The sequence below is a fragment of the Amycolatopsis stemonae genome (genome assembly GCF_054781455.1).
Window position 1 is genome coordinate 220621 of the sequence record NZ_BAAGUJ010000013.1, and the last position, 23925, is coordinate 244545.

Genomic DNA, 23925 nt, shown 5'->3' on the forward strand with positions numbered 1-23925 from the left:
GCGAACATAGCCGATCCGGCACCGCAACCTGTGAGTGGTCGGCGGCCTCGCCGCAGGAGCAGCATCGACGCCTCACCACCCACCGCCTTAAGGATTCCCCCATGCAAGACGTGCACGCCGACCTCGCCGCCGAAGCGGACGCCCTCGCGGACCTGATCCGCGACCACGAGACGTCGGTGATGCTGCCCGCCGGCCGCGCGATCACCGGGCACCTCGCCGAGCTGACGGTCGTCGCCCGCCGGGTCGTGCTGAGCGTCGAAGGCGACGAAAGCGCTTCCGCTCCCCGCATCACGAACTCCGGGATGCTCGGCGACGCCGTGCTCGCGTGGCTGTCGGAGCACCGCAAGGCCACCGACCTGCTGGCCAGCGCGGAAGAAGACGTGCACTGGCCCGGCGGGCCGCTGCGCCCGGCGGCGGTGGCGGCCGCGCTGCTCACCGCGTTGTTCGCCCGCGGCCAGGACATCGCCGACGTGCTGGGGGTCCGCCTGCCCCGCAACGACAGCGTCGGGCACGTCGCCTACTACGGCGTCCGCACCCGCGACGAGGTCTACGCCGGGCACGGCGAGCCACCCGCCGGGCGGTTCCGCTACGAGCTCACCGCGCCTTCGGGCGAGCGGTGGGAGTTCGGCCCCGCCGGCGTGGCGGACCGGATCACCGGTCCCGCCGTGGACTTCTGCCTGCTGTTCACCGGCCGCCGCGCGGCGGCCGACCTGGCCGTCGAGGCCGTCGGCGACGAAGCCGTCCGCTGGACGGAGCTGGTGCCCTCGCGGCGGAACCCGCTGTGGACGTCCGAAGTGGACTGACCCCCGCTCACTCGAACGGGGCCGGATCCCCGGCGCCGCGGCGGACCACCTCGGCCTCGCCCGAGGAGAAGTCGACCACCGTGGTCGGCTCCACCCCGCACTCGCCGGAGTCGACGACCGCGTCGAGGACGTGGTCGAGCTCCTCCTTGATCTCCCAGCCCTGGGTGAGCGGCTCGGCCACGTCCGGCAGCAGCAGCGTGCTCGACACCAGCGGCTCGCCCAGCTCCGCGACCAGCGCCTGGGTGACCACGTGGTCGGGGATGCGCACGCCGACGGTCTTCTTCTTTTCGTGCATCAGCCGCCGCGGCACCTCCTTGGTGGCGGGCAGGATGAACGTGTAGCTGCCCGGCGTCGCCGCCTTGATCGCGCGGAAGACGGCGTTGTCCACGTGCACGAACTGGCCGAGCTGGGCGAAGTCCTGGCAGACCAGCGTGAAGTGGTGGCGGCGGTCGAGCCGCCGGATCGAGCGGATCCGGTCGAGGCCGGCCGGGTTGTCCAGCCGGCACCCCAGCGCGTAGCACGAGTCCGTCGGGTAGGCGATCAGGCCGTCCTGGCGCACGAGGTCGGCGATCTGGCCGATGGCCCGCCGCTGGGGGTTGTCCGGGTGGACGTCGAAGTACCGAGCCATGGCGCGAGCCTAGGCGGTAACCGCCGGAGCTGCGCCCTGAGGCCGGGGCTCCGCCACCCGGCCCCCGAAGCGCCCGGGCACGCGACGCGCCGGGCGGCGTCTCCCACCTTGCCGTGATCGCCGCGCAACCGGTGACCGCGGCCCGTCCCCCGGCGGAGAATCCGCGGGTGCGACAGGAGCTGCCACCCAGGAGGCGATCATGACCCAGCTGGTGCTGCCCGATCCCACCCCGACCCGGGCGAAGCCACCCCGGCCCCGGACCGTGTCCGCCACGGCCCACGAGTTCGTCGGCCCGGCCGGCCGCGTGACCCTGGCCGGGCTGTTCGGCGGGCACCGGTGGCTCGCCGTGCACCACCGGATGCCGGACGTCAGCGACCCCGGCGCCGCCGTGCCCGCCGGCGAGGTCGCCGCCGTCCTGCACGCCGCGGACACCCGGCTCGTGGTCGTTTCGCACACACCGTATGCGAAATTCGCGCAGTACGGGCGCCACTTCGGCCGCGAGCTGCCCGGCTATTCCGCCGTGGACAACGGGTTCGGCGCCGACTTCCCGGCCACCCGGTACCTGGCGGGCACCGCCCGCGGTGAGGCCGACACCCCCGGCTTGAGCTTTTTCCGCCTGGACGGGCGGTTCGTGCGGCACCTCGGCTCGATCGCCGTGCCGTACCTGGATTTCCTCGACCTCGTCGGCGTCCCCGGCACCCAACTGGGCTGAACCAGTATCCGGACCCGGCAGCCCGGCACGGGCCGAAATCCCCAGGCAGAGCCACTCTTCGCCGTAACGACGGGGAGCCGTCATGAGATAGGATTCCCCGGAGCATGCACACCGAGTTCCGCCCGGACCGAGCCGCAGGCTCCGGGCACCGCCGACCCGCCGGAGGACCGCAGCCGATGTCTCCGGGAACCGTGACGAGCCTGCCGGAAGCGCTGAACGCCGGGTCCGAGGCCCGGGGCACCAGCGTCGTCGACCAGCGGCCGAAGCTGGCGGCCTACCTGGCGGCGGCGATGATCACGGTCGTCGTCGCGGGCTTCGGGTTCGTCCTGCTCGCCTCCCTGTTCCCGCTGCCGATCAGCCCGTTGCAGGTCGGCTACGCGGTCGCCGCGGTCGCCGTGCTGCTGGCGATCCAGCTGCTGCACTACAGCAGGCCGTCGGTCCGCCTCGACTCGACGCTGAGCAAGGTGCTGCTGGTCGTGCTGGCCGTGCTCGGGTACGTGCCGGTCCTGACGTTCGACGCGGTCTGGTCGGCGATGCCGGTGTTCTTCGGCGGCGCCGTGCTGCTCGTCCTGCAGCCGCGGCTCGCGTGGCCGCTGTTCGTCCTCAACCTGGGCGGCGTGCTCTGGGTCGAGCTGCTCTACGACCCGCCGCTCCTGGCCGTCTACACGGTCGCCAGCGTGGGGTTCTACTGCCTGTCCTTCTACCTGCTCACCCGGCTCGCCCGGACGATCCGCGAGCTGCACCGGGCCCGGACCGAGCTGGCCCAGCGCGCGGTCGCCGAACAGCGGCTGGCGTTCGCCAGGGACCTGCACGACCTGCTCGGCATCAGCCTCTCCGCCATCGCCCTCAAGGGTGAGCTGGTGCACCGCCTGCTGCGGAAGTCGAGCGAGCAGGCGAAGGCCGAGCTGGCCGAGATGACCGCCATCGCCCAGCGCACGCTGGCCGACGTCCGCGCGGTGTCCCACGGCTACCGCGAGCTGTCGCTGGAGAAGGAGTTCCGCACCGCCCAGTCGCTGCTCACCGCGTCCGACATCGCCGTGCGGGTCCACCTCGACCAGGCCGAGCTGCCGGTCCAGGCCCGCACGCTGCTGGCGAAGGTGCTGCGGGAGGGCGTCACCAACGTGCTGCGCCACAGCGACGTCGAGCACTGCGAGATCGACGTCCGCCGCCAGCGCGGCGGGGTCAGCCTGGTGATCGTCAACGACGGCGTCGACGCCGAGCGGCTGCCCGCCGAGTCCGACCTGCTGGCCCGGCTCCCCGGCGAGGTCGCCGCGCTGGGCGGTTCGGTGACCACCGGCACCGGCGACGACGGCCGGTTCCGCCTGCGGGTCGAGCTGCCGCTCCCCGACCAGGCAGAACCGGTCGCCCCGGCGGGCGACGACAACCGGACGGCCAACGCCGAGTCGCGGCGCATCCGCGTGCTCCAGCCGGTCGTCTTCGGCCTGCTCGGCATCGCGGCGGTGCTCCACGAGCTGCTCCTGACCACGAACGCCTGGCACATCGCGCTGGTCGCCGGCTCCGTGGCGGCCCTGCTCACCCTGCAGTTCGCCTACTTCAACCGGCCGACCACGCGGCTGCGCTCCGGGCAGAGCATCGCGATGCTGTTCGTCCAGGCCTGCCTGATCTACCTCCCGCTGCTGCCCCTGCAGCACGACTGGGTGAGCATGCCGTCCCTGCTGATGGGCTGCGGGCTGCTGGTGCTGCCCCCGGTCGCGGGGTGGCTGCTGTTCGCCGCGAACACCGGCGTCTACCTGTGGCTGCAGTACGTCGCCGGGCAGGCGGGGCAGGACACGTGGTTCGCGATCCTGTTCTCGGCCGGCACCGTGATGACCGGCCTGATCGTGTTCGGCATGCTCTGGCTCGACCGGCTGGCCGCCGAACTGGACCACAGCAGGCGCCGGCTGGCCGAGATGGCCGTCGCCGAGGAGCGGCTCCGGTTCGCCCGGGACCTGCACGACCTGCTCGGCATGAGCCTGTCGGCGATCGCGCTGAAGAGCGAGCTGACGGCCAGGGTGCTGCCGCTCGACCGCGCCCGGGCCACCGAAGAGCTCCTCGAGATCCTGGGACTGACCAGGCAGGCGCTCACCGACGTCCGCTCGGTCGCCAGCGGCTACCGCGAGCTGTCCCTGGACAGCGAGTCCAAGTCGGCCCGGTCCGTGCTGGCCGCGGCCGACGTCCGGGTGCGGATGGAGATGCTGCAGGACGACCTGCCGGCCCCGGTCCGCACCGCGCTGGCGGTGGTGCTGCGAGAGGGCGTCACGAACGTCCTCCGGCACAGCAGCGTCGAGACGTGCGAAATCGCGTTGCGCCGCACGGAAGACGGCGTGACGCTCGAGATCGTCAACGACGGGGTCGACGGCCCGGCCCGCCCCGCGGCGAAGCCCGCCACCAACGGCAACGGCTCCCCGGGCGGCGGCAACTCGGGCAGCGGGATCGGCAACCTGGCCCACCGGGTATCCGACCTGGGCGGCGAGCTGACCGCCGAGGTAGTGGACGACGGCCGCTTCCGGCTCCGCGCGGTGGTCCCGGTCCCGGCCGCCTAGCCCGGCCCGGCTGTGCCCGCAGCTTCGGCCGAGGCCGGATCCACCCGGCAACCACGGCAACGCCCCGGCGCCCGGCCGCGGTCCTCGCCCGCGGCATCCAGCCGGATCCGCCCGGCAACCACGCCAGCACGGCAACGCCCCCGCCCCCAGCCGCCTAGCCCGGCCAAGCCGCCGCCCGCGGCCCCGATCAAGGCATCCAGCCGCATCCACCCGGCAACCACGGCAACGCCCCGGCGCCCGGCCGCGGTCCTCGCCCGCGGCATCCAGCCGGATCCACCCGGCAACCACGCCAGCACGGCAACGCCCCCGCCCCCAGCCGCCTGGCCCGGCCGGGCCCTCGCCCGCGGCTTCGGCCGAGGCCCGATCCACCCGGCAACCGCCAGCACGGCAGCGCCCCGGCACCCGGCCGGCCGGGCCCGCCGGGCGTCAGATCCAGCCGGACTCGCGGGCTATCCGGATCGCGTCCACGCGGTTGCGGGCCCCCAGCTTGGCCACCACCGTCGTCAGGTAGTTCCGGACCGTGCCCGCCGAGAGGTAGAGCCGCGCGGCCACCTCGACCGTCCCGTACCCCTGGGACGTCATCCTCAGCACGTCCAGCTCGCGGGCCGTCAGCGGGCAGTCCACGCTGTCCCACGCCGCCAGGGCGAGGTCGCCGTCGACCATCCGGCGGCCCGCCATCACCCCGCGCACCGCGTTGGCCAGCTTGTCCGGCGGCGCGTCCTTCAGCAGGAACCCGCTCACCTTGGCGTCCAGCGCCCGCCTGAGCGTCCCGGGACGCCCCAGGCTGGTCAGGATCAGGGTCCGGCACCCCGGCAGCTGCTCGTGCAGCTCACCGGCCGCGGTGAGGCCGTCCTTGCCCGGCAGGTCGATGTCGATGATCGCCACGTCGGCGGCCGCCGACCGGGCCGCGGGCAGGATCTCCGGACCGGACGCCACCTCGGCGACGACCTCGATGTCGGGCTCCAGCCGGAGCAACGCCACCAGCGCGCCGCGGACGATGTGCATGTCTTCGGCAACGAGCACTTTGATCACGAGGGCGCCTCCGCCTCAGGAACTCCCCAGTTCTCCCCAGAAGCACAGTTAAACATTCCGGCCGAGTTCCGGGTTGGTCCGTTCGGGGCCTCCAGAGCGCAATACTCGGTGCGGCGGGCACTAAGTCGCGAAAAACACGCAATACGCGTCCGGACCACTACCACACGTAACGCAAACTTGCGTTTGCCATTCGCGTTGAAAATTTTCCAGGTCGAGTCGCCAGTGGACGCACGACATACGAGAGAGCCGGCCACCCGAGTGCACAAGCACTCCGATGACCGGCTCGCAACGGCGCGGACCAGCACCGATACTGGTCCAAACCAGTCAGGCGGCCAACCCGACCTCTTCGACCGCGACGGCGACGGAGACGCACGCCGTCGCCCGGACCGCGCCGCCACCGGACGGGCGGTCGAACCGGTCGATGACCAGGCCGGATTTGATCGAGCGGACCTTTTCGACCTCGATACCCAGGTCTTCGAAAAGCGCGTGGACGTCAGCGGAAAACTGAACGGACATTGTGTACTCCCCAGTGGCGAAGATGAATGCTTCACGTGTCATAAATGGTGCGCCGACGGCCTCTCGGGAGCCAGTGCCCGCATCACCGGGCCACCGTGCTTTATGACTGCTCCGGGTAGTCCCGTTCACGGGGCCGGATGGAGTAACAGGGCGCGCTTGATCGACCGACCGGGTGCATTTTCGTCACGGTGCGGGGTCGGCTCGACGCGTTGAGCGACCAAAACCGCTCGTCGTCACACCGGTGCATGCCCGTTCACGGCCCGCACGACACCTCCGCCGGCGTCCCGTGCGAAACACCTTCCCGCGCATATGCAAAACGCATGTCGGGACCCGGTGAAATCCATTCGGAACGGTGCACTGAGCACTTAAGAAGTAGACGGGTTCCGACCTACAGTTCTGCCATACCAATTTTCCGGCGCCGAACACGTCCGCAGGGGGCGTGGATCGGTGGGTACCGGCGACGGGAGGGACGGCCACCATGGACGAAATCGTGCGGCAGGCCGTGGCACGCGCCATCATGACCATGCGGGACAACCTGGGCGAGCGCCTCACCATCGACGACCTCGCCCAGGCCGCGATGTTCAGCAAGTTCCACTTCACCCGGGTCTTCCTCCGGGCGACCGGGCTGTCCCCCGGACGGTTCCTGTCGGCACTGCGGCTGGCCGAAGCGAAGCGGCTGCTCGCGACCACCACCATCTCGGTGGCCGACATCAGCCACCAGGTCGGCTACAACAGCGTCGGCACGTTCAGCGCGCGGTTCAGCGGCAGCGTCGGCTTCTCGCCCACCGGGTACCGGCAGCTGCGCGGCACCTCGCCGCGGATCGCCGAACGCACCGGTCAGCCGGGGTCCGAGGCGACCGTGCGCGGCCACGTCTGGCGCGTTCCGGGCGCGGAGACCGGCCCGGTGTTCGTCGGGCTCTTCCCGGCGAAGATCGCCGAGGGCGCCCCGGCGCGGCACGTGATCCTGCCGGGCGCCGGCCAGTACACGCTCAGCGACGTGCCGCTGGGCTCGTGGTACGTCATCACGCACGCGTTCGGCGTCTGCCCGAACGACGACCGCGGGCTGCGGCCCATGACCGGGCTGACCGGCCCGGTGACCGTGCACCGGGGCGTGGCCGCCAGCCTGGCCGACGTCCGGTTGCGGCCGCGGCACGGCTTCGACCCGCCGGTCCTGCTGGCGCTGCCCGACCTGCGGCACGCCCCGGCCAGGCACCCGGTTGCGGTCTGAGGGGTCCCGTTCGGGCGCGGGAATGGGGATTCCCGCGCCCGAACGGGTGGTCGCGACGGCACCGCGACCCGGGAATTCGGCGGCCGATTCACCGGCCCGGCCGCGCGGGTGCGACCGGCGAATCCTCCGGCGGGATCGCGCAATGGCGTACAATTCCGCACGGGGAAATGGCTCGACTGGGGGAAGCGAGGAACAACGTGATCAAGGTTCTGCTCGCCGAAGACATGGACATGGTCCGAGGTGCCCTCGTCGCTCTCCTGAGCCTCGAATCCGACATCGAGGTCGTCGCCGAAGTGGACTCCGGTGACGAGATCCTGCCCGCCGCCAAGTCCACCCTGCCCGACGTCGCGGTCATCGACATCGACCTCCCGGGCAAGGACGGCCTGACCGCGGCCACCGAGATCCACGAGCACCTGCCGGAGTGCCACACCCTGATCCTGACCAGCCTCGGCCGTCCGGGCACGGTCCGCCGCGCGCTGGACGCCAAGGTCAACGGCTTCCTGCTCAAGGACGCCCCGTCGGACAAGCTCGCCAACGCGGTGCGTTCGGTCGCCATCGGCAGACGGGTGATCGACAGCGAACTCGCCTTGTCCGCCTGGGAAGCCGACGACTGCCCGCTCACCCCGCGGGAGCTGGAGATCCTCGCCCTCGCCGCGCGCGGGCGCAACGTCGCCGACATCGCGGCGGACCTCTTCCTTTCCCCCGGCACGGTCCGCAACTACCTGGCCGCGTCGGTCACGAAGCTCAACGCCCGCAACCGGGTGCACGCGATCAGGATCGCCACCGACGCCGAATGGCTCTGAGCGGGCCGGACGAGCGCCGCGAACCGGCCCCGAAGGGCTCGAGCGGGACGCTGGCGCGCAGCAGGTGCGTCCCCTCCGGCCGGGCCCCGGCCGTGAGCTCCCCGCCGAGCAGGCTGACGCGGTGCGCGAGGTTCCGCAGCCCCCAGCCGTGCTCCTCTCCGCACTCCTCGGCTCCGCCCGGCACGACGCCGTCGTTCGCCACCCGCAGCCACGCTTCGCCGCGCGCCGCGCCGACGGCGAACTCGCACCAGGACGCCTGGCTGTGCCGCACGACGTTGGTGACGCTCTCCCGCAGCACCGTGGCGAACGTCGTGGCCACGGCTTCGGGGAGGTGATCGGGCAGCGCCCGGTCGAACCGCACGGTCACCCCGGCCGAGTCGAGCACCGCGGCCGCCGCCGCGCACTCGTCCGCCAAGGACAGTTCCCGTTGCCCGGCCGCCACCGAGCGCACGTCCGCGAGTGCTTTGCGGGACATGGTCACCAGCTCGGTGAGCTCCTGCTGGGCCTGCGCCGGCTGGGTGTCGACCAGCCGCCGGATCAGCTCGATCTTGAGGGTGATGGCCGAGAGGCTCAGCCCGAGCAGGTCGTGGGTGTCCCGGCTGAACCGCATCCGTTCCTCGGCGACCACCCGGGCGGTCAGCTCGCGCCTGCCGTGCTCGCGTTCCGCGGCCAGGCGGACGAACCAGGCCAGGCCGAACACGGCCACCGCGGCGACCGCGGTGAGCGCCGCGCCGTGCAGACCGTCCGCAATGGACTCGCCGGGCTCGCCCGCCTTCGCGGACAGCACGCCGACACCGCTCGAGACGAACACCAGCACCGGCAGCGACACCACCGGCTTGGCGACGAGCAGCACGCTGCCGACGAAGAAGCTGCTGAGTACGCTCCAGGCGACGCCCAGCTGGAACACCGGCACGAGCCCCAGCACGGCCTGCAGCGCCAGCGCGGGGCCGCGGAACCGGATGCGCCCGTAGCCGAACCCGACCAGGTGCACGGCGACGAGGGCCACCGCGTAGCCGGACGCGGCGAGCGAGACGGGCCAGGACCGGACGTCGCGCAACGGACCCAGCAGGCCGAGCACGCCGATGCCGAAGCAGACCCCGGCGTGGACGGTGTAGACGAGCCGGGCCGGGAACGCCTTCCCCGGCAGCCGGTTCGCGGTGTCCGAACGCGACTTCGGCCGCGTTGCTCCTTTTGCCCACCGCGAATACGTCGATCGGACGCTTGCGTCGGTCATTCTCGCTGAAGCGACCACCGCGGCGCCTCCCCAGAAACGCTGCCATATCCCAAGACTGCAATCTAACAGCCGTTCCTGAGGATCCGGCTCGCCGTCACGGGGGATTTTCGCGGCGGACGGCGGCTACTCGGGGAAGTCCAGGACGCACTCCCCGACGCTGACCTCGGCCGGCCACTCGAGCTTCAACGCCCGGTCGACGCGGTCGCCGGAGTCGACCGGCACCGCGTGCGCGGCCAGGCCCATCGCCCGCGCGGCGAGGGAGAAGACCTGCTGCAGCGCGCCGAGGTGCAGCAGCGTCGTCGCGTACGCCGCGCCGCCGAGCACCCACGCGATGCGGGCCATCCGCGCCGTCATGGTCAGCAGGGCCGAGGGGTGGCGGTGGCTGCCCGCGGCGATCATCGCCATGTCCAGCAGGTTGTCCAGGACCGCGGCGTCGTCGTTGATCAGCGTGAGCGTGTGCCACAGCGGGTCGTAGTGGTAGATGCCGCGGGCGAGGTCGGTGCACCGGTTGACGCCGACGTAGATCTCCAGCTCGTACAGGCAGGCCACGCTGAAGTACGGCCGCTGCGAAGCCTCGTGCGACGGCCCGCCGGGCAGGTGGGCCGGGCCGACCGAGCGCACCCGCGCGGCGCGGAACAGGAACTCGCCGAGCTGCCGCGCCGACAGCGGCCGTTCGCTGAACTCCGGGCAGGCGTGGTCGGTCTCCAGCAGCGCGGTCAGCGTCGGTTCCCCGGCCTCCGGCGCCGCCGGGTCCGGCCGGTACAGCGGGAACGTCGGCCCGGCCGTGACCTGCTTGACCACCGGCGGTTCGTGGCCGGCGCGGCCGGCGCCGGGGTCGGCGGGCGAGCCCTTCTGCCAGGTGCGGCTGCGCGCGTGGAAGATCAGGTCGTCGTGCGACCAGGTCGCCATGTCGGGGTCGCCGTGCTCGGTGAACCGGCCCTCGGCGTCGCCGAGGAGCACGACCCCGGCGGCGACGAGGAACTCGACGACGTCGGCGACCACGGGCTCGGGAACCCCGGTGGCCTCGGCCAGCTGCCCGACCGTCGCCGGCGAGGCCAGCGCGGAGGCGATCACGACCGCGGGCGGGCTGAACAGCGCGACCTTGTACCGCGCGCCCGGCGACTCGGCGAGCAGCGCGCCGTCGTCGGCCCGCAGCGCGGTGAACCGGGACAGCCGGACCTGCCGCCCGGCCGGCAGCGGGCCGTCCGGGAAGACCGGGAACTGCGTCACGGGGATCGCCGAGAGCACCGGCCCGCGGCCGTCGTTGAGCGCCAGGGAGTGCACCACCGAACCCGACAGCCGGGTGAGGATCTTGCGCAGGGACAGCCGCCAGGCGTCGTTGCCGGCGTGGCCCGAAGCGGCCAGGTTCGCCATCGACACCGGCCCGAGCGCGAGCCTGCCGAGGGATTCGCGCACCCCGTCGGCCGCGCCGGGGAAGTCGTACTCGCCCCACCAGGTGATCGCCACGAGCGACCCGTCGTCACCCGCTTCGATCAGCGTGTCTTCGGTCAACGACCACAGCCGGACCGTCTCGGCGTGCCCTCGCGGGCTCTCGGCAGCCAACGCAAACTCCTATATTCACGACGAAACGCCGTTCTGTGCACGCAGTGTGCTACAGGAACATCGGGAACGGATTGAGCCGCTCGTAGGGCGTCGGCTCGGCGAGCCTGCCCAGGCGCACCGGGACGTCGAACAGCCGGCCGGGAGCGTAGCGGGCCCAGAACGGCCGGAGCCCGGGTGCGAGCACCTTGACCACCGGGAGGCCCACGTCGGGCCGGGTCTGGTCCAGCACGAACAGCTCGCTGCCCGCGGCCGCCACCGTTCTCGCCAGCGCCGCGACGTCGTCCCGCACGTCCGGGCGGTGCACGAACCCGAAGTCGGCCAGGGTCCGCGTCCGCTCGCCGGGCGCGGGCCGCAGGTAGGGCTGGTTGGCGACGGTCGCGTACTCCAGCCACCGGGCCGCGTCCGGGTCGTTCACGTCGTGCCCGAGGACCTCGACGTCCGGGATCATCTGGTTCAGCTCGGTCACCGCGCGCCGCAGGGCGATCCGCGGGTCGAGGTGGGCACCGAAGCCGAACATGATGTGCTCGTGCGGGCCGTCCGTGCGGCGGGACACCGCGACGAACACCGGCACCCCGAGGTCCGACGTCACGTCGAGGGCCCACAGCTCCCGGCCCAGCCCGGCGTAGTTGCCCCTCATCTCGTCCAGCCAGCCGTCGCCGAAGGAGCCGAGGTCGACCCCGGGCATCGGCGTCCGGTTGTACCACCAGAGGGCGACGGCGTCCCGCTCGACGAGCTCGAGCGTGCCCTGGAGGACGGCGTCCTCGAGGCTGCTCCCGGCCGCCGCGCCGTTGGAGTCCGGGTGCAGCCCGCGGACGCCGCAGGTGGCGGGCGCGCCGTAGTACAGCAACCCGGTCGGCAGCAGCCGCCGCTGCCCGGCCAGCGACCAGACCGGCGTCCAGTCGATCGGCGCCGCCGGGTCGAACCGGCGGGGGACGTGCTGGAACAGGCCGTGCGCGGCGTTCCACGCGGCCCGTTCGCCGTACTGGCGCTCGGCGAAGAGCATGCAGTCGTTGGGGTGCACGGCCTCCGCGCCGAGCTCGTCGAAGGAAGCCCGGAACCTGAGCTCGTCGCCCTGGTAGTTGCCGGAGAAGCGTTCGACGGCCTCGCAGAGGGCACCGACCTCGGCGTCGATCGGGCTGACGCCCTTGCCGCCGTTCTCGCTGCGCAGCCCGGCCTGCATGCCGTTCACCCCGGTCACCCCGCGGGCCACGTTGTAGCCGGACCGGTAGACGTTGGCGAACGACGGCGCCGCCGGGTCGGGCCGGACGTCCCGGATGATCCCGGTGACCGGGCTGACCAGGTGCCGGTAGCGCTCGAGCGTCTGCGCCGGGGTCGCGGTGCGGTGCCCGCCGCCGGTCGAGGTCGTCTTGCGGGCGGACTCCAGCCGGACCGGCTGGGCGGCCCGTGCGGCCACCAGCGTCGCGTCGCCGCATTCGGGGCACTGCGGGCGGCGGCGCAGCTCGTGCAGCTTGCCCTGCAGGTCCAGGGTGTCGAGCACCCACACGCTCTCCTGGCCGCCGTAGCGGTAGCCGGCCAGCCACTTGCTGGCCTCGAGCGCGATCAGGTGCGCGGCGGCGGCGGTCAGCGACGGCAGCGCGGCGGCGGGGCGGCGCGCGGGCCCCTCGTGGCCGAGGAGCTCCTGGGCGCAGGCCTCCGCGTGCCGGTGCCCCCAGAGCCGGTTGGTCAGGCAGTGCCAGCACGCCGAGTCGCCCGGCCGCAGGACCGGCCCGATCCACACCTGCGCGGCGAACGGCCGGGCCAGCAGCCACGGCCGGCCGGTGCGCCGGTGCTCGGCGTCGAGCTCGCCCAGCCGCGGGTCGAGGTAGTCGGTGCACAGCACGATGCTCAGGTCCGCTTCACCGGCCGCCGAACCGGACGGCGCGATCTCGAGCCCGGCGTCGGCGAGCGCGTGCTCGACCGGCCGGGTGTCGACGTCGTCGCCGACGGCCAGCAGCCGGACCTCGTGGCGGGCGTCCCGGGAGGCGTCGACCCCGCACGCGTCCCAGTAGGCGAGCTCCCGCTCGTCGGTGGCCGGCCCGGGCGCCGGGCGCACCGACACCAGTCCCGCGTCGACCAGCTCGGTCACGATCGCGGCGACCTCCTCGGGGGACATCCCCGCCGGCCGGGCCCGCAGCACCTCGCCGAGCTCGCGGGTGCCGTCGAGCAGCGGCGCGAGTGACTCGATCCGCGCGCCGCGCATCGCGATCACGCCCTGTTCGGAGAAGAGGTAGGCACCTTTGCCGGCCCGCACTTCGGCGCGCAGGTGCCGTTTGAACGCGAGCACGGGTGTCCCGGCGGCCGGCGGCGCGGCGGCCCGGGTCCGGTGCGGGGCGGGTTGCACGGCCGATCCGCTCATCTGCACTCCTCATCCCGTGCGCGCGATCCGAGAACCCGAATTCTTCTCCGGCGCGCCGACCTGCGGCCAGTGCGCCGCGCACCGAACGGGACGTGCAAAACGCATGCCGATTCACGCGTAACGCATGTCCAAGGGGTGCATCGCGCACTGGTCGGCGCCGCCGGTGGGCCGTCAACCTGGATCGCGAGGGCACAGCCCCGCGGGCGCCCGCCCCCGGCCTTTCGACTGAGACCACAAGTGAGGACCGAGTATGACGACCACTCGCACCTATGGACAGTTCTGCGGCCTCGCGCGTGCTCTCGAGATCGTCGGGGAACGCTGGTCCATGCTGGTCATCCGGGACCTCGTGCTCGGCCCCAAGCGGTTCACCGAGCTGCAGCTGGGCCTGCCGCGGATCCCGGCCAGCATCCTGTCCGCCCGGCTCAACGAGCTGGAGCAGGCCGGGGTGATCCGCCGCCGCGTGCTGCCCCAGCTGGACGCGAGCCTGGTCTACGAGCTGACCGAGTACGGCAGCGAGCTCGACCACATCCTGCTCGACCTCGGGCTCTGGGGCGCGCGGTCGCTCGGGCACCCGAAGGACGACGACGTGTTCACCAACGACGCCGCCATCCTGTCGCTCTACACGACGTTCCAGCCGGAGGCCGCGGCCGGCGTGCACGTCACCTACGTCCTGCGCCACCACGACTCCCTGATCATCCACGCGATGGTCGAGGACGGTGCCCTGAAGGTCGGCTCCGGCGAGCACCCCGCCGCCGACCTGGTCATCGAGCCGCAGGGCCCGGAGCTGATCGACCTGGTCAACGGCCAGCTCACCGCGTCCGAGGCGCTCGCCTCGGGCCGGGTGCGGATCGAAGGCGACTTCGCCCACCTCGAGCTGTTCACCAAGCTGTTCCGGATCCCGCCGAAGCCGGAGCTGCCGGACGGCATCGCCTTCCACTGACTTCCCCAGGCGGCGACGGGGCCGGGCGGGCGCGCAGGGGGCGCCCGCCCGGCCCTTGTCGCAAGCGGGAAATGGGCAATCCGGAGTAACGAAAACCGGCAATCCGGCCCTTAAGGTCGGTGCAGCCGATCTTTCGGCCCTGTCGAGAAGGGGCAGCACATGTCGACCTCCGAGTTCGTTCGGCCGGCCGGCTTCCTGGGGACGTTGAACGGGAAGTACCACAACCGGGCCCTGGCCGTGTTCATGGTCATCGTGCTCGCGCACTGGGCGGAGCACGTCGTGCAAGCCGTCCAGATCTACGGCCTCGGCTGGCCGACGTCCCGCGCGCGCGGCGTGCTCGGGATGCCGTTCCCGTGGCTGATCTCCCAGGAATGGCTGCACTACGGGTACGCGCTCGTGATGCTGGTGTTCCTGTGGGTCCTGCGCCACGGCTTCGCCGGCCGGTCGCGCCAGTGGTGGAACCTCGCGCTGGGCATCCAGTTCTGGCACCACATCGAGCACCTGCTGCTGTTCATCCAGGCCCAGACCGGCTGGCGGCTCGCCGGCCAGAAGGTGCCGACCAGCATCATCCAGCTGCTCGTGCCGCGGGTGGAGCTGCACCTGTTCTACAACACGATCGTCACCATCCCGATGATCGTCGCGGTCATCCTGCACCGGCGCGCCTCGGCCGCCGAACGCGAGCTGACCGGCTGCTTCTGCGGCGCGCCGAAGCAGACCGCACTCGCCGCGTCGTGAAGCGCGCGCTGGCCCTGCTGGCCTTCCTCACCGGCTGGCTGGTGCTCGGCGCCACTCCGGCTTCGGCCCACGTCGAGATCGTCTCGTCGACCCCCGGGGACGGCGCCCGCCTGAGCGCGGCGCCGTCCCTGGTGTCGGTCACCCTGTCGGAGAACGTCGGGATCCAGCTGGGCTCGATCAAGGTCGTGGACCTCGCGGGCAACCAGGTCGACAGCGGCCCGGTGTTCCAGCCGGGCGACGTCGCCGAGCAGCTCGCGGTGCGCCTGAAGCCGAACCTGCCGGATGCCGGCTACCTCGTCGAGTACGCCTTCGTCTCGGCCGATTCGCACCCGGTCCGCGGCACGTTCGCCTTCGTCGTGGGCTCGGGCCCGCTGGTGACGTCGGCGGGCGCGGTCTCGGCGGCGACCGGCACGGACCCGGGCGTCGACTTCGCCTCGACGGTGGTCCGCTGGCTGGCCTACCTCGGCGTCGTGCTGCTGGGCGGGCTGGCGTTCGTCGTGCTGTGCCGCCCGGCCGCCCGCACCGACCGCCGGGCCCGGCTGCTGCTGCGCTGGGGCGCCGGCGTCGTCGCGGTGACCGCCGCCGCGACGTTCGTCCTGCAGGGCCCGTACGCGGCCGGCCGCGACCTCGAGGCGGTGTTCGACACCGGCCTGCTGGCGGACACCCTGCGCGTCGCCTACGGCAAACTCCTGCTGCTCAGGCTCGCCGCCGTCGCCGCGCTGGCGGTGCTGCTGCCCCGCCTGCTGCGGCCCGGGCTGCCGGACCGGCTGCGGTCCCGCTACGAGAACCTGGCCATGGTGACCGGCTTCCTGGTGCTGCTGACGTTCTCGGCCACCGGCCACCCGGTCACGGACCCGATCATGTTCGTCTCGGTCTCGGCGGACCTGGTGCACTTCGGCGCGATCGCCGTCTGGGCGGGCGGGCTGGTCCAGCTGGCGATGGGCCTGTACCGCCCGGCGCCGGAGGAGGACCTGGCCCCGGTCGCGGCCCGGTTTTCCCGCCTCGCGGCGGGCGCGGTGACGGCGATCGCGCTCAGCGGCGCGGTGCTGGCCCTGCGCATCATGCCGTCCCTGAAGACGCTCTGGACCACCGAGTTCGGCCTGCTCGTGCTGCTCAAGACCGCCGGGTTCGCGGCGCTCTTGGCGGTCGCGAGCCGCTCACGCCGCGCGGTGCGCCGGAGCATGACCGGCCCGCCGGAGGGCACGACGAAGACGGTGACGGCGGACCTGCGCCGCCTGCGGCAGGCCGTGGCCGTGGAAGTCCTGCTCAGCGTCGTGGTGCTCGCCCTGGCGGCGATGCTGACGGTCACCCCGCCGGGCGGCTGAGCCTCACACGCCCGGCACGTCCGGCGGGGCGAACGGGCCCCAGGTGAACGCGGGCAGCCACGGCCCCGGTTCCGCGCTCCACCCCAGCTCGGACAGCTGGGCCAGGGAACGCCGTCCGGCCAGGGCCCGGTACAGGTCGTGGGCCGGGGCCGTCAGGGTCGCCGCCGGGTGGCCGTCGCCCGCCTGCCACTCGGCGCCGTCCGTGGTGCGCAGGCGCAACGCCGGGAGCCCGCGGCGGGCGATCGACCCGGACAGGCCGCGGACCAGCACGTCGAAGCTCGGCGCGCGGGCGACGTGCTCGCCGGGCGGCGGCACACCGAGGGCCGCGCGCAGGTCCAGCTCGTGGGTGTAGGCGTCCATCACCATGATCTCGCCGGTCCGCCCGCCCGCCTCCTCGAGCCGCCGGTCGAGCTCCTCACCGACGTCGTCCCAGTGGTCGAGCAGCTCCGGCACCGTCGACGCCGTCGAAACCGGCGGGGTGCCGCCGTGGCGGACGAGCACGCGCTCGGCGATCTCGGTGAGGTGGCCGAGCAGGTCCGTGACGGTCCACTCGGGACACGCGGGCACGGGGTGCCGGTGTGCACCGGGCCGCGGGCCCAGCAGCGCGCGAATGCCGCGCCGCACTTCCGGGTAGCCCACGAAGTCCGGCGCCGGGACCGGCCGAGTCGTTGTCACGTGTCCCCACCTCACCTGGCACGATCGGTGCTTCCGGCCCAGTATGCCCAGGTGGCGGCGCCCGCGGTTCTCCCTGCTTGCCGCCCCGCGAGACCCCGGGAGGTCGTGACCTTGCCCACACTGTGGTCCACGTCGGCGCAGTGGGAACTGCTGCCGCCGGTCGTGCTCGCGCTCGTGCTCAGCGTCGCCATCGGGCTCGAGCGCGAAGCCGGCATGAAGGCCGCCGGGCTGCGGACGCACAGCCTGGTCGGCGTCGGCTCGGCCGTGTTCATGCTGGTGTCGAAGTACGGCTTCGCCGACCTGCTGGGCACCGAGCACGTCGCGCTCGACCCGTCGCGGATCGCCGCGCAGATCGTGTCCGGCATCGGGTTCATCGGCGGAGGCCTGATCTTCGTCCGCCGGGACGCGGTGCGCGGCCTGACGACGGCGGCGACGATCTGGCTCACCGCCGCGGTCGGCACCGCGTGCGGCGCGGGCCTGCCGGTGCTCGCGGTCGCCACGACGGCCGGGCACTTCGTGGTGACCCGTGGCTTCCCGCCGCTGCAGCGGTTCGTCGCGCGCCACCGCCGTGAACCTCCGGTGATCCAGCTGAGCTACACCGACGGCCACGGCGTCCTCCGCGCGGCGCTCGCCGTGTGCACCGGGCGCGGCTGGGTGGTGCACCACGTCGACGTCGACCACGAGTCCCTTTCCGAAGAGGGACAACGGATCGCGGTCGTGACGCTGCGCCTCGACGGCCGCGGTGATCTCTACGACCTGGCCGCCGAACTCGCCGAACTGCCGGGCGTGCGGAGCGCGTCCACCGGCCCCGGGGAACCGCTCGACGAATGATCACCCGCCCGGGGAGCGCGCGGGGGCGGGTTTGCGGCACACTGGGGTGCACACGGAATTCCCCGGTACCGCAAGGAAAACGTGCGGCCGAGGAAAAACCATCCAATTCGGAGGTGAGGCATGGCCCCCGGCGGTGGCGAGGACGTGGCGCGCACGCAGCCCGGATTCGACCTGGCGTGGCGCGGTTTTCACCGCGCTCAGGTCGCGGAATACGTGGCGTGGGCCGAGGCCGAGATCCACAGAGTCACCGCCGAACGCGATGCCGCGCGGCATCGCGCGGCGACGCTCGCCGAGGACAACCGTGAGCTCCGGGTGAAGATCGACCGGATCAGCCGCACCCCGATCGAGCCGGACGCGTTGCAGGAGCGCTCGCGCCGGATGATCGAGCTCACCCGCGAGGAAGCGAACGAAATCACCGCCCGGGCAACGGAAACCGCCCAGCGCCTGCGCCGCGAGGCCGAGCGGGAAGCGGTCCGGCTCACCGAGAAGGAACGCCGTCTGGTCGCCGAAGCCGAGGCGGAGGCCGTGCGGCAGCGCGCCGAGCACGAAGAACTCCTGCGCGCGGCCGAGCAGCGCCGTCGCGAACTCGACGAAGCGGCCGCGCACCGCCGGGCCCAGCAGGAAGAGGACCACACCCGCGCGATGACGGTCCGCCGCGCGGACGCGATGCGCGAGTTGGCGGAGCAGGAAGCGGCCGGCCGCACGAAGGCGAACCAGCTGATCACCGACGCAACCCACCGAGCCGAAGACCTGGTGGCCGGCGGCGAACGCAAGCTGGCGGCGGCGGAGAACAAGGCCGCGGAGCTGGTCAGGACCGCCGAGGCCGAGGCAGCCAAGGTGATCGCGACGGGCGATCACAAGCTGGCCGCCGCCGAAACCAAGGCCGCTGACCTGGTCAAGACCGCCGAAGCCGAGGCAGCCAAGGTGATCGCGACCGGCGAACGCAAGCTCGCCGCCGCCCAGGCCAAGGCCGCCGACCTGGTCAAGACCGCCAAGGCCGAAGCCGCGCAGGTCGTCACCGAAGCCACCGAGCACGGCAAAGCCCTGGTCGGCGCCGCGAAACAGGAGGTCACGGCCCTCACCGAGGTCCGCGACAAGCTCCACGCGAGCCTCGCCGGCTGCCGGTCCCTGCTGGCCGAAGCGGCCGTCGCGCTCGACGATCGCCCCGCGAAGTTCGACCCCGAGGCCACCCTGCCGCTGTCGAAACGCATGCCCGTCCAGCGGCGCTCACCCGCGGGAGACCTCACCGACGCCGTCGGCTGATCCTTGCCCGGCGGCCGGGCAACCAGCATGATCGGGACGTGGGAGTACCGACGATCGCCCTGACCTCGCGGGACGTCGTCCGTTGACCTGGCCTCTCCGGCGGGTGCTCGCCCTGATCGCCGCGCTCGTGACGCTGGCTTCGTCGACCACCCTGGCCAACCGCGTGCTGCCCGGCTGGGCGTACCCGGTGTGCGGTCTGGTCGCGGCTTCCCTGCTGGTCGCGCTCGGCCGCGCGGCTGGCTGCACGTGGCGTGACCTGGGCCTCGCGACGCTCCGGCGTCCAGCCCTGGTCGGCCTGGCCGGCGCCGCGCTGATCGCCGTGGTGTTCGGGATCGCCCTGGCCGTGCCGGCGCTGCGCACGGTCTACCAGGACGGCCGCGTCGGCGAGCCGGACTTCGGCCAGCTGCTCTGGCTGACGTGCGGGCGGATCCTGTTCGGCACGGTCCTCATCGAGGAGATCGCCTTCCGCGGCGTGCTGCCGGGCCTGTTCGGCGCGACGGACGAGCGGTGGCGCTGGCCGCCGATCCTCTGCTCGGCGGCGCTGTTCGGGCTCTGGCACGCGCTGCCGGCACTGGCGATCGGCCGCAACGCCGCCGTGCACGCCGTGTTCGGCTCGACGCCGGTGGTGGTGCTGCAGGTGCTGGCGATGGCCGCGGCGGGCGTCGCCGGGATCTTCCTGCACTGGTGGCGGCACCTCGGGCGGGGCGTGCTCGCGTCCGTGATCGTGCACTTCACGACGAACGCGGGCGGCCTCACCCTGGCCGTGCTGGTGCGCTAGGACCGCACCAAGCGGGCGATCGCGTCGGACGCTTCCCGGACCTTCAGGTCGGCTTCCTCGCCACCGGCCGCGGCGGCCTGGACCACGCAGGTCGCCAGGTGCTCGTCGAGCAGTTCGAGCGAGAACGACTGCAGTGCCTTCGTCGCCGCGGAAACCTGGGTGAGGATGTCGATGCAGTACTTGTCCTGCTCGACCATCCGCTGCAGCCCGCGGATCTGCCCCTCGATCCGGCGCAGGCGCTTGAGATAAGCCTCCCGCTCGGTGCCGTAACCCGTCATCGCCCACCTGTCCCCGTTGTCGCGTCCCTGACCACCGACTATACCCTCCGGGGGTTCAGCGGAAGCGGCGCAGCCGGAGGCTGTTGCTCACCACGAACGCCGACGAGCACGCCATGGCCGCACCCGCGATCATCGGGTTGAGCAGGCCGAGCGCCGCGAGCGGCAGAGCGGCGACGTTGTAGGCGAAGGCCCAGAACAGGTTGCCCTTGATCGTGGCGAGGGTGCGCCGGGCGAGCCGGATCGCGTCGGCGGCGGCGCGCAGGTCGCCACGCACGAGCGTCAGGTCGCTCGCCTCGATGGCCGCGTCGGTGCCGGTGCCCATGGCCAGGCCCAGGTCGGCCTGGGCGAGCGCGGCCGCGTCGTTGACGCCGTCGCCGACCATGGCCACCACGTGCCCCTCGGCCTGCAGCCGCTTGACGACGTCGACCTTGCCTTCGGGCAGCACCTCGGCGACGACGTCGTCGATGCCCGCCTCGGCGGCGACCGCGCGGGCCACGAGCGTGTCGTCCCCGGTCAGGAGCACCGGCTTCAGCCCGAGTGCGCGCAGTTCGGCGACGGCCCGGGCGGACGTCGGCTTGATCGTGTCGGCGACGGTCAGCGTGCCGCGCAGTTCGCCGTCCCAGGTCACGGCGATTCCGGTCTTCCCGGCTCGCCCGACGCTGACGGCGCGTCCTTCGACCACGCCGGTCACGCCGACGCCCGCGGTGCTGTGGAAGTCCGTGACGGCGGGGAGCGCGCCGAAGCGCTGCCGGGCGGCCTCCGCGATCGCCCGGCCGATCGGGTGCTCGGACGCGGCTTCGACGGCACCCGCGAGCCGGAGCACCTCGCCGTCACCCTCGACGAGCGTCATCCGGCCGGTGGTGACGGTGCCGGTCTTGTCCAGGACCACGGTGTCGACGCGGCGGGTGGACTCGAGCACCTCGGGGCCCTTGATGAGGATGCCGAGCTGCGCGCCGCGGCCGGTGCCGACGAGCAACGCGGTGGGCGTGGCGAGGCCGAGCGCGCACGGGCAGGCGATGATCAGCACCGCGACGGCCGCGGTGAACGCCGCTTCGGGGCTCCCGCCGCTCGCCAGCCAGACCACCAGCGTCGCCAGCGCCAGGAAGACGACGACCGGCACGAACACCGCCGACACCCGGTCGGCGAGCCGCTGGACCTCGGCCTTGCCGTTCTGCGCGGCCTCGACCAGGCGTGCCATCTGCGCCAGCCGCGTGTCCGCGCCGACGCGGGTGGCGCGCACGAGCAGCCGCCCGCCGACGTTGACGGTGGCGCCGGTGACCGCGTCACCCGGGCCGACCTCCACCGGGACCGGCTCGCCGGTGAGCATGCTCGTGTCGACCGCGGAGCCGCCTTCGGCGACGACGCCGTCCGTGGCGATCTTCTCGCCGGGCCGCGCCACGAAGAGGTCGTTTTCGCGGAGGTCGCTCACCGGGATCAGGTGCTCTTCGCCGTCGCGAAGCAGCGTGACGTCCTTTGCGCCGAGGTCCATGAGCGCGCGCAGGGCGGCGCCGGCGCGCCGCTTGGAGCGGGCTTCGAAGTAGCGGCCGGCCAGGATGAACGTGGTGACGGCGGCGGCGACCTCGAAGTAGAGGCTGTCGCCGGCCGCGCCGGAGCTGATCAGCTCGAAGCCGTGGCGCATGCCGATCTCGCCGGCCATGCCGAAGAAGAGCGCGTAGAGCGACCAGGCCACCGAAGCGACGACGCCGAGCGAGATGAGCGTGTCCATCGTCGCGGTGAGGTGGCGCAGGTTGACCGCGGCGGCGCGGTGGAACGGCCACGCACCCCACGTCACGACCGGGGCGGCGAGGACGAGCGAGACCCACTGCCAGTAGTCGAACTGCCAGGCCGGGACCATCGCCAGGGCGATCAGCGGGACCGTGAGCGCCGCCGAAAGGAGCAAACGCTTGCGCAGGGTGGGCGTCTCGTCGGGCGCTTCGGGCTCGGGGAGCCGCGCGGAGTAGCCGGCGGCCTCGACGACGGCAGTGAGGTCGTCGACCGACAGCCCGCTCGGGTAGCTGACCTGGGCTTTCTCGGTCGTGTAGTTGACCGTCGCGGTCACGCCGTCGACCTTGTTGAGCTTGCGCTCGACGCGGGCGGCGCAGGACGCGCACGTCATGCCGCCGATGGCGAGCTCGACGCGCTCCGCGGTGGTCGCTTCGGCGGGCTTCATGCCACCAGGCGGTAACCGGCCTCGGTGACGGCGGCGGCGACCGCGTCCGGGGTCAGCGGGGTGTCGCTGGTCACGGTCACGCGCCCGCTCTCGACGTCGACGTCCACGTTCCGGACGCCTGCCAGCTCGGAGACCTCTTCTCGGACCGAGGTGGCGCAGTGCCCGCAGGTCATGCCCTCGACGGTGTAGCTCGCTTCGGTCATCGGCGGCTCCTTTCGATCTCCTTCCTTTATACCCATCGGGGGTAGGGGTTCCACACCCGGCCCCGTCAGACTCGCGGGATGCGCAAGCTCTACGCGATCGGGATCGGCGCCGGCGACCCGGAGCACCTGACGGTGCAGGCGATCGACCGGCTCAACCGCGTCGACGTGTTCTTCGTGCTCGACAAGGGCGAGGAGAAGGCCGGCCTGGTCCGGCTGCGCCAGGAGATCCTGGACCGGTTCGTCACCCGGCCCCACCGCGTGGTGCTGGTCGCGGACCCGCCCCGCGACCGCACGCCGGCGGACTACCGGGCCGCGGTGGCGGACTGGCACGCGGCGCGCGCATCGGCGTACGAGCGGGTGCTGCTGTCGGAGCTCCCGGACGGCGCTGCCGGCGCGTTCCTGGTGTGGGGCGACCCGTCGCTGTACGACAGCACGATCGCGCTGATCGAGGCGGTGCTGGCGCGCGGCAACGTGGCGTTCGACTACGAGGTGATCCCGGGGATCAGCAGCATCTCGGCACTGGTGGCCCGCCACCGCACGACGATGAACCAGATCGGCCGGGCGGTCCAGCTGACAACGGGCCGCCGCTTGGCGTCCGGCTGGCCCCCCGAGGTCGACGACGTGTTCGTCCTGCTGGACGCCCACACGACGTTCGACCACTTCACCGACACGGGCCTGCACATCTACTGGGGAGCGTACGTCGGCACACCGGACGAAATCCTGCTGTCCGGCCCCCTGACTTCGGCGCTGGCCGCGGAGATCCGCGCGGCCCGGTCCGCGGCCCGCGAACGCCACGGCTGGATCATGGACACCTACCTCCTCCGCCGCCCCACCCCCTAACCCACCCGTGTCGACCCTCCAATCACACGTGATGGCCTTCAATCACGCGAGATGCCTCCTCAATCACGTGAGATGCCCCGGCAATCACACGTGATGCCCGCCCAGTCACGAATGATGCCTGCTCGGGCGCGGGTGATGCCTGTTCGGTCGCGGGGACCGGCCTGGCGTGCACGGGAGTCGGTCGGTCGCAGCGGTGAGGTCCGGCTTCGATCGGGCCGGTTCGACCTCGGGTCTCGCCGGTGCGATGGGCTTGAACGGTGGCCACGCGTGGCCGCCGGGTCGACACGCGTGCTTGAAGGGTCGACACGTGTGATTGGAGGGTCGACTCGCGTGATGGTGGGTATGAGAAAAGGCCCCGGGAGGACCATGTCTGGTCCTCGACCGGGGCCTTCCCCAACGTAAGTTCGGCGGTGTCCTACTCTCCCACAACCCTTCGGTTGCAGTACCATCGGCGCTGTCAGGCTTAGCT

General features: G+C 72.5%; 22 protein-coding genes. 12 read left to right on the top strand and 10 right to left on the bottom strand.

Going from position 1 to position 23925, the window contains the following annotated elements; genetic code table 11:
- Window positions 1–101: 101 nt before the first annotated feature.
- Complete coding sequence (locus ACYVLJ_RS36730; RefSeq protein ID WP_460442122.1) at window positions 102–803, top strand: maleylpyruvate isomerase family mycothiol-dependent enzyme; 702 nt, start codon at window positions 102–104, stop codon at window positions 801–803.
- A 7-nt stretch (window positions 804–810) separates the two neighbouring features.
- Here the strand turns inward: ACYVLJ_RS36730 and ACYVLJ_RS36735 are convergent, their stop codons facing one another.
- Entirely contained in the window at window positions 811–1431 is a 621-nt protein-coding gene (locus tag ACYVLJ_RS36735; protein ID WP_451987622.1) for an L-threonylcarbamoyladenylate synthase, read from the bottom strand.
- Between the two features lie 199 nt (window positions 1432–1630).
- Between ACYVLJ_RS36735 and ACYVLJ_RS36740 the strand changes: the two genes are divergently transcribed.
- Both ACYVLJ_RS36740 and ACYVLJ_RS36745 read left to right on the top strand, forming a co-directional pair.
- The gene (locus ACYVLJ_RS36740) at window positions 1631–2143 is read left to right on the top strand and encodes a thioredoxin domain-containing protein (protein ID WP_460442123.1); all 513 of its coding nucleotides are present in this window, start codon (window positions 1631–1633) and stop codon (window positions 2141–2143) included.
- A 176-nt stretch (window positions 2144–2319) separates the two neighbouring features.
- Window positions 2320–4686, top strand: coding sequence for a sensor histidine kinase (locus ACYVLJ_RS36745; RefSeq protein WP_460442124.1), 2367 nt, complete (start codon window positions 2320–2322; stop codon window positions 4684–4686).
- Window positions 4687–5112: 426 nt separating this feature from the next.
- Here ACYVLJ_RS36745 and ACYVLJ_RS36750 read toward each other — a convergent pair whose 3' ends face one another.
- Together ACYVLJ_RS36750 and ACYVLJ_RS36755 are read right to left on the bottom strand one after the other, a co-directional pair.
- Window positions 5113–5718, bottom strand: coding sequence for a response regulator transcription factor (locus ACYVLJ_RS36750; protein ID WP_451987616.1), 606 nt, complete (start codon window positions 5716–5718; stop codon window positions 5113–5115).
- 324 nt (window positions 5719–6042) lie between these two features.
- Window positions 6043–6234, bottom strand: a complete 192-nt coding sequence (locus ACYVLJ_RS36755) for a hypothetical protein (RefSeq protein ID WP_451987614.1) — start codon at window positions 6232–6234, stop codon at window positions 6043–6045.
- Between the two features lie 478 nt (window positions 6235–6712).
- Here ACYVLJ_RS36755 and ACYVLJ_RS36760 point away from each other — a divergent pair, with 478 nt between their 5' ends.
- Both ACYVLJ_RS36760 and ACYVLJ_RS36765 read left to right on the top strand, forming a co-directional pair.
- Window positions 6713–7462, top strand: a complete 750-nt coding sequence (locus ACYVLJ_RS36760; protein WP_451987612.1) for a helix-turn-helix domain-containing protein — start codon at window positions 6713–6715, stop codon at window positions 7460–7462.
- Window positions 7463–7629: 167 nt separating this feature from the next.
- Window positions 7630–8265 (top strand): response regulator transcription factor, encoded by a 636-nt coding sequence (locus ACYVLJ_RS36765; protein ID WP_460442125.1) that lies wholly within the window; start codon window positions 7630–7632, stop codon window positions 8263–8265.
- Here ACYVLJ_RS36765 and ACYVLJ_RS36770 read toward each other — a convergent pair.
- From ACYVLJ_RS36770 to ACYVLJ_RS36780, 3 genes are all read right to left on the bottom strand, one after another.
- Complete coding sequence (locus tag ACYVLJ_RS36770; RefSeq protein WP_451987608.1) at window positions 8234–9499, bottom strand: sensor histidine kinase; 1266 nt, start codon at window positions 9497–9499, stop codon at window positions 8234–8236. The genes ACYVLJ_RS36765 and ACYVLJ_RS36770 overlap by 32 nt on opposite strands.
- Before the next feature lie 123 nt (window positions 9500–9622).
- Complete coding sequence (locus ACYVLJ_RS36775) at window positions 9623–11062, bottom strand: SagB/ThcOx family dehydrogenase (protein WP_460442126.1); 1440 nt, start codon at window positions 11060–11062, stop codon at window positions 9623–9625.
- Window positions 11063–11111: 49 nt separating this feature from the next.
- A complete protein-coding gene (locus tag ACYVLJ_RS36780; RefSeq protein ID WP_460442127.1) occupies window positions 11112–13418 on the bottom strand; it encodes a TOMM precursor leader peptide-binding protein in 2307 nt (768 codons plus the stop codon).
- 250 nt (window positions 13419–13668) lie between these two features.
- Between ACYVLJ_RS36780 and ACYVLJ_RS36785 the strand changes: the two genes are divergently transcribed.
- The 3 genes from ACYVLJ_RS36785 to ACYVLJ_RS36795 all read left to right on the top strand — a co-directional run bounded on the left by ACYVLJ_RS36785 (window position 13669) and on the right by ACYVLJ_RS36795 (window position 16418).
- Window positions 13669–14358: a winged helix-turn-helix transcriptional regulator gene (locus ACYVLJ_RS36785; protein WP_460442128.1), complete on the top strand. Its 690-nt coding sequence runs from the start codon at window positions 13669–13671 to the stop codon at window positions 14356–14358.
- Between the two features lie 159 nt (window positions 14359–14517).
- Entirely contained in the window at window positions 14518–15093 is a 576-nt protein-coding gene (locus tag ACYVLJ_RS36790; RefSeq protein ID WP_451987600.1) for a hypothetical protein, read from the top strand.
- Window positions 15090–16418, top strand: coding sequence for a copper resistance CopC/CopD family protein (locus tag ACYVLJ_RS36795; protein ID WP_460442129.1), 1329 nt, complete (start codon window positions 15090–15092; stop codon window positions 16416–16418). Before ACYVLJ_RS36790 ends, ACYVLJ_RS36795 begins: the two co-directional genes overlap by 4 nt.
- Before the next feature lie 3 nt (window positions 16419–16421).
- Here ACYVLJ_RS36795 and ACYVLJ_RS36800 read toward each other — a convergent pair whose 3' ends face one another.
- Window positions 16422–17093 carry a maleylpyruvate isomerase family mycothiol-dependent enzyme gene (locus ACYVLJ_RS36800; RefSeq protein ID WP_460442130.1) on the bottom strand — a complete coding sequence of 224 codons (672 nt, stop codon included), beginning with the start codon at window positions 17091–17093 and terminating at the stop codon, window positions 16422–16424.
- 111 nt (window positions 17094–17204) lie between these two features.
- On the opposite strand from ACYVLJ_RS36800, the gene ACYVLJ_RS36805 reads away from it, so the two are divergent.
- The 3 genes from ACYVLJ_RS36805 to ACYVLJ_RS36815 all read left to right on the top strand — a co-directional run bounded on the left by ACYVLJ_RS36805 (window position 17205) and on the right by ACYVLJ_RS36815 (window position 19965).
- Entirely contained in the window at window positions 17205–17924 is a 720-nt protein-coding gene (locus tag ACYVLJ_RS36805; RefSeq protein ID WP_460442131.1) for an MgtC/SapB family protein, read from the top strand.
- Window positions 17925–18044: 120 nt separating this feature from the next.
- Window positions 18045–19187, top strand: coding sequence for a coiled-coil domain-containing protein (locus ACYVLJ_RS36810; protein ID WP_460442132.1), 1143 nt, complete (start codon window positions 18045–18047; stop codon window positions 19185–19187).
- Window positions 19188–19269: 82 nt separating this feature from the next.
- Window positions 19270–19965: a CPBP family intramembrane glutamic endopeptidase gene (locus tag ACYVLJ_RS36815; protein WP_460442133.1), complete on the top strand. Its 696-nt coding sequence runs from the start codon at window positions 19270–19272 to the stop codon at window positions 19963–19965.
- Here ACYVLJ_RS36815 and ACYVLJ_RS36820 read toward each other — a convergent pair.
- From ACYVLJ_RS36820 to ACYVLJ_RS36830, 3 genes are read right to left on the bottom strand one after another with little or no spacing between them, the layout of a single operon-like run.
- Window positions 19962–20243, bottom strand: coding sequence for a metal-sensitive transcriptional regulator (locus ACYVLJ_RS36820; protein WP_086678475.1), 282 nt, complete (start codon window positions 20241–20243; stop codon window positions 19962–19964). The genes ACYVLJ_RS36815 and ACYVLJ_RS36820 overlap by 4 nt on opposite strands.
- Window positions 20244–20298: 55 nt before the next feature.
- Entirely contained in the window at window positions 20299–22413 is a 2115-nt protein-coding gene (locus ACYVLJ_RS36825; RefSeq protein ID WP_460442134.1) for a heavy metal translocating P-type ATPase, read from the bottom strand.
- Window positions 22410–22616 carry a heavy-metal-associated domain-containing protein gene (locus ACYVLJ_RS36830; RefSeq protein WP_451987586.1) on the bottom strand — a complete coding sequence of 69 codons (207 nt, stop codon included), beginning with the start codon at window positions 22614–22616 and terminating at the stop codon, window positions 22410–22412. The genes ACYVLJ_RS36825 and ACYVLJ_RS36830 overlap by 4 nt, the downstream gene beginning before the upstream one ends.
- Before the next feature lie 78 nt (window positions 22617–22694).
- On the opposite strand from ACYVLJ_RS36830, the gene cobF reads away from it, so the two are divergent.
- Entirely contained in the window at window positions 22695–23456 is a 762-nt protein-coding gene (gene cobF / locus ACYVLJ_RS36835; protein ID WP_460442135.1) for a precorrin 6A synthase, read from the top strand.
- Window positions 23457–23925 lie beyond the last annotated feature (469 nt).

Excerpts from the sequence above, each read along its gene's own strand:
- ACYVLJ_RS36730 (WP_460442122.1), top strand. The coding sequence starts at position 102 with ATGCAAGACGTGCACGCCGACCTCGCCGCCGAAGCGGACGCCCTCGCG.
- ACYVLJ_RS36770 (WP_451987608.1), bottom strand. The coding sequence starts at position 9,499 with ATGACCGACGCAAGCGTCCGATCGACGTATTCGCGGTGGGCAAAAGGA.
- ACYVLJ_RS36825 (WP_460442134.1), bottom strand. The coding sequence starts at position 22,413 with ATGAAGCCCGCCGAAGCGACCACCGCGGAGCGCGTCGAGCTCGCCATC.
- ACYVLJ_RS36780 (WP_460442127.1), bottom strand. The coding sequence starts at position 13,418 with ATGAGCGGATCGGCCGTGCAACCCGCCCCGCACCGGACCCGGGCCGCC.
- ACYVLJ_RS36830 (WP_451987586.1), bottom strand. The coding sequence starts at position 22,616 with ATGACCGAAGCGAGCTACACCGTCGAGGGCATGACCTGCGGGCACTGC.
- cobF (WP_460442135.1), top strand. The coding sequence starts at position 22,695 with ATGCGCAAGCTCTACGCGATCGGGATCGGCGCCGGCGACCCGGAGCAC.
- ACYVLJ_RS36760 (WP_451987612.1), top strand. The coding sequence starts at position 6,713 with ATGGACGAAATCGTGCGGCAGGCCGTGGCACGCGCCATCATGACCATG.
- ACYVLJ_RS36735 (WP_451987622.1), bottom strand. The coding sequence starts at position 1,431 with ATGGCTCGGTACTTCGACGTCCACCCGGACAACCCCCAGCGGCGGGCC.
- ACYVLJ_RS36755 (WP_451987614.1), bottom strand. The coding sequence starts at position 6,234 with ATGTCCGTTCAGTTTTCCGCTGACGTCCACGCGCTTTTCGAAGACCTG.
- ACYVLJ_RS36820 (WP_086678475.1), bottom strand. The coding sequence starts at position 20,243 with ATGACGGGTTACGGCACCGAGCGGGAGGCTTATCTCAAGCGCCTGCGC.
- ACYVLJ_RS36765 (WP_460442125.1), top strand. The coding sequence starts at position 7,630 with ATGGCTCGACTGGGGGAAGCGAGGAACAACGTGATCAAGGTTCTGCTC.
- ACYVLJ_RS36790 (WP_451987600.1), top strand. The coding sequence starts at position 14,518 with ATGTCGACCTCCGAGTTCGTTCGGCCGGCCGGCTTCCTGGGGACGTTG.
- ACYVLJ_RS36785 (WP_460442128.1), top strand. The coding sequence starts at position 13,669 with ATGACGACCACTCGCACCTATGGACAGTTCTGCGGCCTCGCGCGTGCT.
- ACYVLJ_RS36810 (WP_460442132.1), top strand. The coding sequence starts at position 18,045 with ATGGCCCCCGGCGGTGGCGAGGACGTGGCGCGCACGCAGCCCGGATTC.
- ACYVLJ_RS36740 (WP_460442123.1), top strand. The coding sequence starts at position 1,631 with ATGACCCAGCTGGTGCTGCCCGATCCCACCCCGACCCGGGCGAAGCCA.
- ACYVLJ_RS36745 (WP_460442124.1), top strand. The coding sequence starts at position 2,320 with ATGTCTCCGGGAACCGTGACGAGCCTGCCGGAAGCGCTGAACGCCGGG.